This is a genomic window from Thiomonas sp. (assembly GCF_054608695.1).
This window is the reverse complement of record NZ_JBTRXV010000153.1, coordinates 1-5,278: the sequence shown is the minus strand read 5'-3', so window position 1 is coordinate 5,278 and position 5,278 is coordinate 1. Positions and strand designations below refer to the sequence as shown.

5 protein-coding genes, 1 tRNA gene and 1 pseudogene are annotated in these 5,278 nt (G+C 62.2%); 6 read left to right on the top strand and 1 reads right to left on the bottom strand.

All coding sequences use genetic code 11. The annotated features are described in order from the left end of the window. The 6 genes and pseudogenes from ACYCUK_RS23185 to ACYCUK_RS23160 form a co-directional block, all read left to right on the top strand. Window positions 1–129: pseudogene (locus ACYCUK_RS23185) on the top strand (ferredoxin--NADP(+) reductase); the annotation flags it as partial. Window positions 130–247: 118 nt separating this feature from the next. Then, window positions 248–323 (top strand) — tRNA-Asn (locus ACYCUK_RS23180). 130 nt (window positions 324–453) lie between these two features. Next, window positions 454–1,470 carry a site-specific integrase gene (locus ACYCUK_RS23175; RefSeq protein WP_461596958.1) on the top strand — a complete coding sequence of 339 codons (1,017 nt, stop codon included), beginning with the start codon at window positions 454–456 and terminating at the stop codon, window positions 1,468–1,470. Window positions 1,471–1,671: 201 nt separating this feature from the next. Beyond that, a complete protein-coding gene (locus ACYCUK_RS23170) occupies window positions 1,672–3,834 on the top strand; it encodes a DNA topoisomerase 3 (protein ID WP_461596957.1) in 2,163 nt (720 codons plus the stop codon). Continuing rightward, window positions 3,831–3,968 (top strand): hypothetical protein, encoded by a 138-nt coding sequence (locus ACYCUK_RS23165; protein WP_461596956.1) that lies wholly within the window; start codon window positions 3,831–3,833, stop codon window positions 3,966–3,968. Before ACYCUK_RS23170 ends, ACYCUK_RS23165 begins: the two co-directional genes overlap by 4 nt. Continuing rightward, a complete protein-coding gene (locus ACYCUK_RS23160) occupies window positions 3,965–4,558 on the top strand; it encodes a lytic transglycosylase domain-containing protein (RefSeq protein WP_461596955.1) in 594 nt (197 codons plus the stop codon). Before ACYCUK_RS23165 ends, ACYCUK_RS23160 begins: the two co-directional genes overlap by 4 nt. Before the next feature lie 166 nt (window positions 4,559–4,724). On the opposite strand, the gene ACYCUK_RS23155 is transcribed toward ACYCUK_RS23160, so the two are convergent. Continuing rightward, window positions 4,725–5,278 (bottom strand): transposase (locus ACYCUK_RS23155; RefSeq protein ID WP_461596954.1); only part of this gene is annotated, 554 nt, incomplete at its 5' end.

The following is a 5,278-nucleotide window of genomic DNA, read 5'->3' as shown; positions in this document are numbered from 1 at the left end:
GAGGCGGCGCTGGCGGCGTTCGGCGCGGCGCACGCCATCTTCCCGGAGAAGAAGATCCATCTGCAGTACACCACCACCAGCCCCAAGCTGCATAAAGTGCTGGGGGTGGAGTCGCCGGCCTTCGACTGATCTGCCGTTTCTGAATATCAGCCTTTTTAACGCATCCCTTTTTAACGCATCCCTTGTGACTGGGATCCGGGCTGGCTCTTGCTGACAGCTTTAAGCCCAGGCTATACTTAAGGGCTGTTCCCTGATAGCTCAGTTGGTAGAGCGACGGACTGTTAATCCGCAGGTCCCTGGTTCGAGCCCAGGTCGGGGAGCCAAAAATATCTAGCAAAATCAAGGCCTTACGGTGAAAGCTGTAAGGCCTTTTTCTTTGCGCCTCTGAGTTTGGTTCATTTTTGGTTCACTTGGGTACACTCTCAGCCACCGAGTTGAACCAGGAACCGAACCATGGCGAGCTTTCAAAAACGTGCTGGTGCGTGGCGTGCGTTGATCCGCCGCAAGGGCTATCCGGTCATCTCCAACACCTTCGACACCAAAGCCGAAGCCGAAGCCTGGGCGCGCAAGACCGAATCCGACATCGACCGTGGACAGCATGTCGACCACCGGCCCGCGAAGATCATTTCGTTCGCCGACTGCCTGCGCCGCTACGACGCCGAGGTCAGCAGACTAAAAAAGGGCGCCCGACAAGAACACTCGCGCATCGAATTCTTGCTGGATCACCCTCTTGCTGGGCGCGCTATCGGCGATCTCCGCGGCGATGACTTCGCACGTTACCGGAACGCTCGATTGAAAGAGGTTTCCCCGGCTTCGGTTCGGTTGGAGTTAGCTCTGGTTTCGCATTTGTTCAGCACGGCAATCAAGGAATGGGGTCTGGGCCTGTCCGTCAATCCGGTTAAGCAGATCGCAAAACCCAAGGTCCAGAATGCTCGCGACCGGCGGTTCACCGGCGATGAGGATGCAAGGCTGTTCGCCGCCATTGATGCGATCTGTGCTGCTCGCCATAGCCGGGCTGTCGTTCACCCGCGTGACTGGCTTCGCCAACTCATCACCGTCGCACTAGAGACCGCGATGCGCGAAGGCGAACTGTTGTCAATGACTTGGGAAAACCTGCATGTGAAAGAGCGCTACGTCCTGTTGCCGGACACCAAAAACGGCACAGCGCGCAGAGTGCCTTTATCTCGATCTGCGCTGCATGCGATTGCGGCGACACCCATGCAGAGATCCAGTCAGCGCATTTTTGCCGTCTCGCAAACCATGGTCAAACAGCACTGGCTCCCAGCGCTGAAGGCTGCCGGCATCCAGGACTTCCATTTCCACGATCTGCGGCACGAGGCGACCTCCCGCATGGCGCGCAAGCTGCCAATGCATGACCTGATGAAAGTCACCGGGCACAAGACCGCCGCAATGCTGGCGCGCTACTACCACCCTGTCCCCGCAGATTTGGCCGCCGCGCTGGACGCTTGAGCGCCCCGCTTTCATTGCCCCTGCTTTTGCCTTGGTGCGCCGCGCCGGCGGCGTGCCTTGGCTTTCCTTCTCGCTCACCCCACGGTGCCGCCCCAGCGCATATCCCTATGCCGGGTGCGGTTCGCGGATTTTCTGCGATGCTCCTTTGCCGCGATTTGCGGGTGGTGCCGACGCACCCGGCACCTTTTTCTGGAGCCCTGGATGCGCCTCATCATTGCCGAAAAACCGTCCGTCGCCCAGGCCGTCGCTGGCGTGCTGGGCGGTGCCAGGAAAGCTGACGGCTACATTGACTGCCCGAGTCTCAAAACCCGCGTGACCTGGTGCTTCGGCCATCTGCTGGAACAGGCGAAACCCGAGGACTATGTCGGAGGGCGTGTCGACTCCAAACACCTGCCTGTCATCCCGGATCGCTGGCAACTGCAGCCCCGTGATGGCGGGGCGGGCAAGCAGGTCAAGGTGATCCGCGATCTGCTCAAAGACGCCACCGAGGTGGTCAACGCTGGCGATGCGGATCGCGAAGGGCAGCTGCTGGTGGACGAGGTGCTTCTGTACCTGGGCTGGAAGGGCAAGACATCGCGTCTGTGGCTGTCCAGCCTGGACGACGAAAGCGTCCAGCGCGCGCTGGTCACCGTCAAGAGCAATGAAGCCATGCGTCCGCTCTATGAATCCGCCCTGGCGCGTCAGCGCGCCGACTGGCTGATGGGCATGAACTGCTCGATTGCGCTGAGCCGCAATCTGCAAGCCGTGGGTGTCCAGGGGGCCTGGAGCGTCGGCCGGGTGCAGACGCCGACCCTGGCACTGCTGGTCGACCGCAAGCGCGAGATCGACCACTTTAAGCCCCGCGATCACTACCAGGTGGAGGCGGCACTGGATGGCGACACGCGTGCGCTGTGGCAGATCCCCGAGGACTTGCTCATCGATGGGCTGCTTCTGGACAAGGTCGCGGCCGAGGCGGTCGCCAAGGCTGTGCAGGGCCAGAAGACGACGGTGGAAAAATTCACCCGCAAGACCGGTGAGCGTACCGCACCGCTGCCGTACACCCTGGGCGCCCTGCAGAAGGCGGCCAGCAGTCGTCTGGGCCTGTCTGCCAAGGACACGCTGGCGGCGGCGCAGGAGATCTATGAGGCCAAGGTTGCCACTTACCCTCGCACCGATTGCCCCTACCTGCCGATAGAGATGCATGGTGCAGCGGCAGGCATTCTGAAAGCCATCGGCGGCGAGGGCATTGCCGGACTTGACCCGGCGCGCAAGCATGCGGCCTGGAACACCGGAAAGGTCGAGGCGCATCATGGTCTGATTCCGACTGGACAGAATCCGGATGCGGCTAGCCTGTCGGTCAATGCCAAGCGGGTGTTCGACCTGATCCGCGAGTCCTACATCCGCCTGTTCATGCCGCCCGAGAAATTCGAGAGCCGGGAAGCGATCTTCGTCTTCTCGAGCCGTGAGCGTTTCAAGGCCGCGGCGCGCATCGTGTTGGAGCCGGGCTGGACGAAGCTCGGCGCGCAGGAAGAGGGGGCGGGCGAGTCAGCCGAAGCGAACGGCAAGCTGCCGATCCTGGCCGAAGGTCAGGTGCTGGCCTGCGCCGCAGCGCAGGTCCTGTCCAAGCGCACCGCGCCGCCGAAGCCCTACACCGACGGCACGCTCATTGCCGCCATGACTGGCGTGCATAGGCTGGTCACGGATCCAAAGCTCAAGGCGCGACTGAAGGAGACGTCAGGGCTGGGCACCGAGGCGACGCGGGCCTCGATGATCGAGGTGCTCATCACCCGCGAGTACGTCGAGCGCCGCAAGAAGGAAATCCACCCGACCGATCGGGGCGTGCAGTTGATCGACATGCTGCGCAAGGTGGCGCCTGATCTGGCCGATCCAGGTTACACGGCGCTGCAGGAAGATGCGCTGGCTGATATTGCGGCAGGACGCGCGCCGTTTGTGGGGTTCATGGATGGACAGACTCAAGCAGCCCGCCAGTTCACCCGCACCTTCCTGGATGGCAAGCTGACGGACAACCAACTGGTGATGCACGCCTGCCCGGCCTGTGGCGCTGCGCGCTGCGCTGCGCTCAAGAGCAAGGCTGGGACCGACTATCACCGCTGCATGGATTGCCAGGCGGCGTTCGGCGATGACGGTGGCAAGCCGGGCAAGCGGTTTGAGGACAAGGCCACTGGCAACGGTGCCGGCGAACGGAAGACCGCCGCGCCCGCAGCGATGGGACCGCAATGCCCGAGTTGCAAAAAGCCAACGTTCAAGAACGAGACCAAGACTGGCAAGTCGTATTACCGCTGCCGCGGTTGCAAGGCAGCATGGGGGCCGGATCGTGGGAACGACAAAAAAAAGTTGGGCAGCAATTGGGAGGCGATGAGATGACGAATGAAAAGGAACTCGACTCTCTTGAGGATTCGGCCTTGTTCATCGGAACGCTTGCCGTGGTCGCCATCGTGGCTTCTGCGGTGTTGGCTGCAAGCGTGTGGTTTGGCGTGCCTAGTGGAGCCTCAAAATGACGCCGGTGCTCTTACTACACCAGTGCGCGCCACAGGTTTCGGTGGTGACTATGGCGGCCATCATCAAGCAGGAAAGCAGCGGCAATCCGCTTGCGCTGCACGACAACACCACGGGAAAGAGTTATCGCCCCGCCAGCTTGGCGGAAGCGGCCAAACTGGCGGCCGACCTGATTCAGCAGGGTCACTCAGTCGATATTGGTCTCGGGCAGATCAACAATCGCAATTTGCGGCGACTGCATCTCAAGGCGGAGCAGGTTCTTGACCCCTGCACCAATATCCGTGCGGCGCAAACGATTTTGCTGCGTGGCTGGAAGCAGTCGCGTGGCGATTTGCGCGGAGCACTGGCGGCCTATAACACGGGGAATACCGGGTCGGCGGTTGGCGCCCAATATGCCGCGCAGGTCTTTGGGCAGGCGGGGGTCATCGTGCCTGCCATTCCTGGTGGAAAGCTGCCAAACTTGACCTTTGCAGTCGGCCCTACGCGGCAAGCCGTTGGCGGCTTGCCGCCTGTTCGCCCAGAGATTACATCGACGCCGCAGGCCAGCCCGCTGTCACCACGAATTGGGGCGCTCGCGGTGGCGCTGCGGTGATCAGGCTTCAGGGCACCTCGAATTACCCGATTCTTGACCTGACCTGACCGTGATGACGCCGCGATCAAACCCATTGCTGAGCCAAGCGAAGGGTAGCTGGGAGATCTTTCCGCCCTTTGGCGTCCGGATTCGGTCGGTTTCGACCGATCCAAGCCCATTTCGTGCGTCAGAAGGGCTGCGGACCGACCTCCATCAGCGTGCACAGACGCCGCAGGTTGTAGGCCGCCACCTTCCAATGCAGATGCAGCGTAGCGCGGTCCAGGCCGATCGCGCGCAGCGCCTTGCCGCCCATCTGCTCCAGGCTGGCGTAAATGGGCTCCACGCGGGCACGAGTTTTGGCAATGCGCCGGTTGCGTCGCTCCTGGCAGTCCGACAACGGTTTGCCAGCCTGACCCTTGCGCTGGATATGCATGCGCCAGCCCTTGGCCGTCGGGCGCTGCTCGCGCTCACCGTCGACGTAGCCCTTGTCGGTCCAGACATCGCGGCTGGTGTTGCCCGCGTCGAGCACGCCCTCAAAGTGCAAGGTGTCGTGCTCGCTGGCCGTGCTGACATGCAGGCAGCGAATCATCTTGTGGCGCCGATCGACGCTACTGGAGAGCTTGTAGCCGAAGTAGCTCTTGCCGTGCTTCTGGGCCCAGCGCGCCTGCACGTCCTTCTGCCGGCGCTTGGCCGGCGACCACTCGGCCGGCATGGCGTCCTGCTGAACGATCTCTTTCTCGT

Bases quoted from the DNA above. Each gene is read 5' to 3' on its own strand.
- ACYCUK_RS23175 (WP_461596958.1), top strand. From the start codon at position 454: ATGGCGAGCTTTCAAAAACGTGCTGGTGCGTGGCGTGCGTTGATCCGC.
- ACYCUK_RS23160 (WP_461596955.1), top strand. From the start codon at position 3,965: ATGACGCCGGTGCTCTTACTACACCAGTGCGCGCCACAGGTTTCGGTG.
- ACYCUK_RS23165 (WP_461596956.1), top strand. From the start codon at position 3,831: ATGACGAATGAAAAGGAACTCGACTCTCTTGAGGATTCGGCCTTGTTC.
- ACYCUK_RS23170 (WP_461596957.1), top strand. From the start codon at position 1,672: ATGCGCCTCATCATTGCCGAAAAACCGTCCGTCGCCCAGGCCGTCGCT.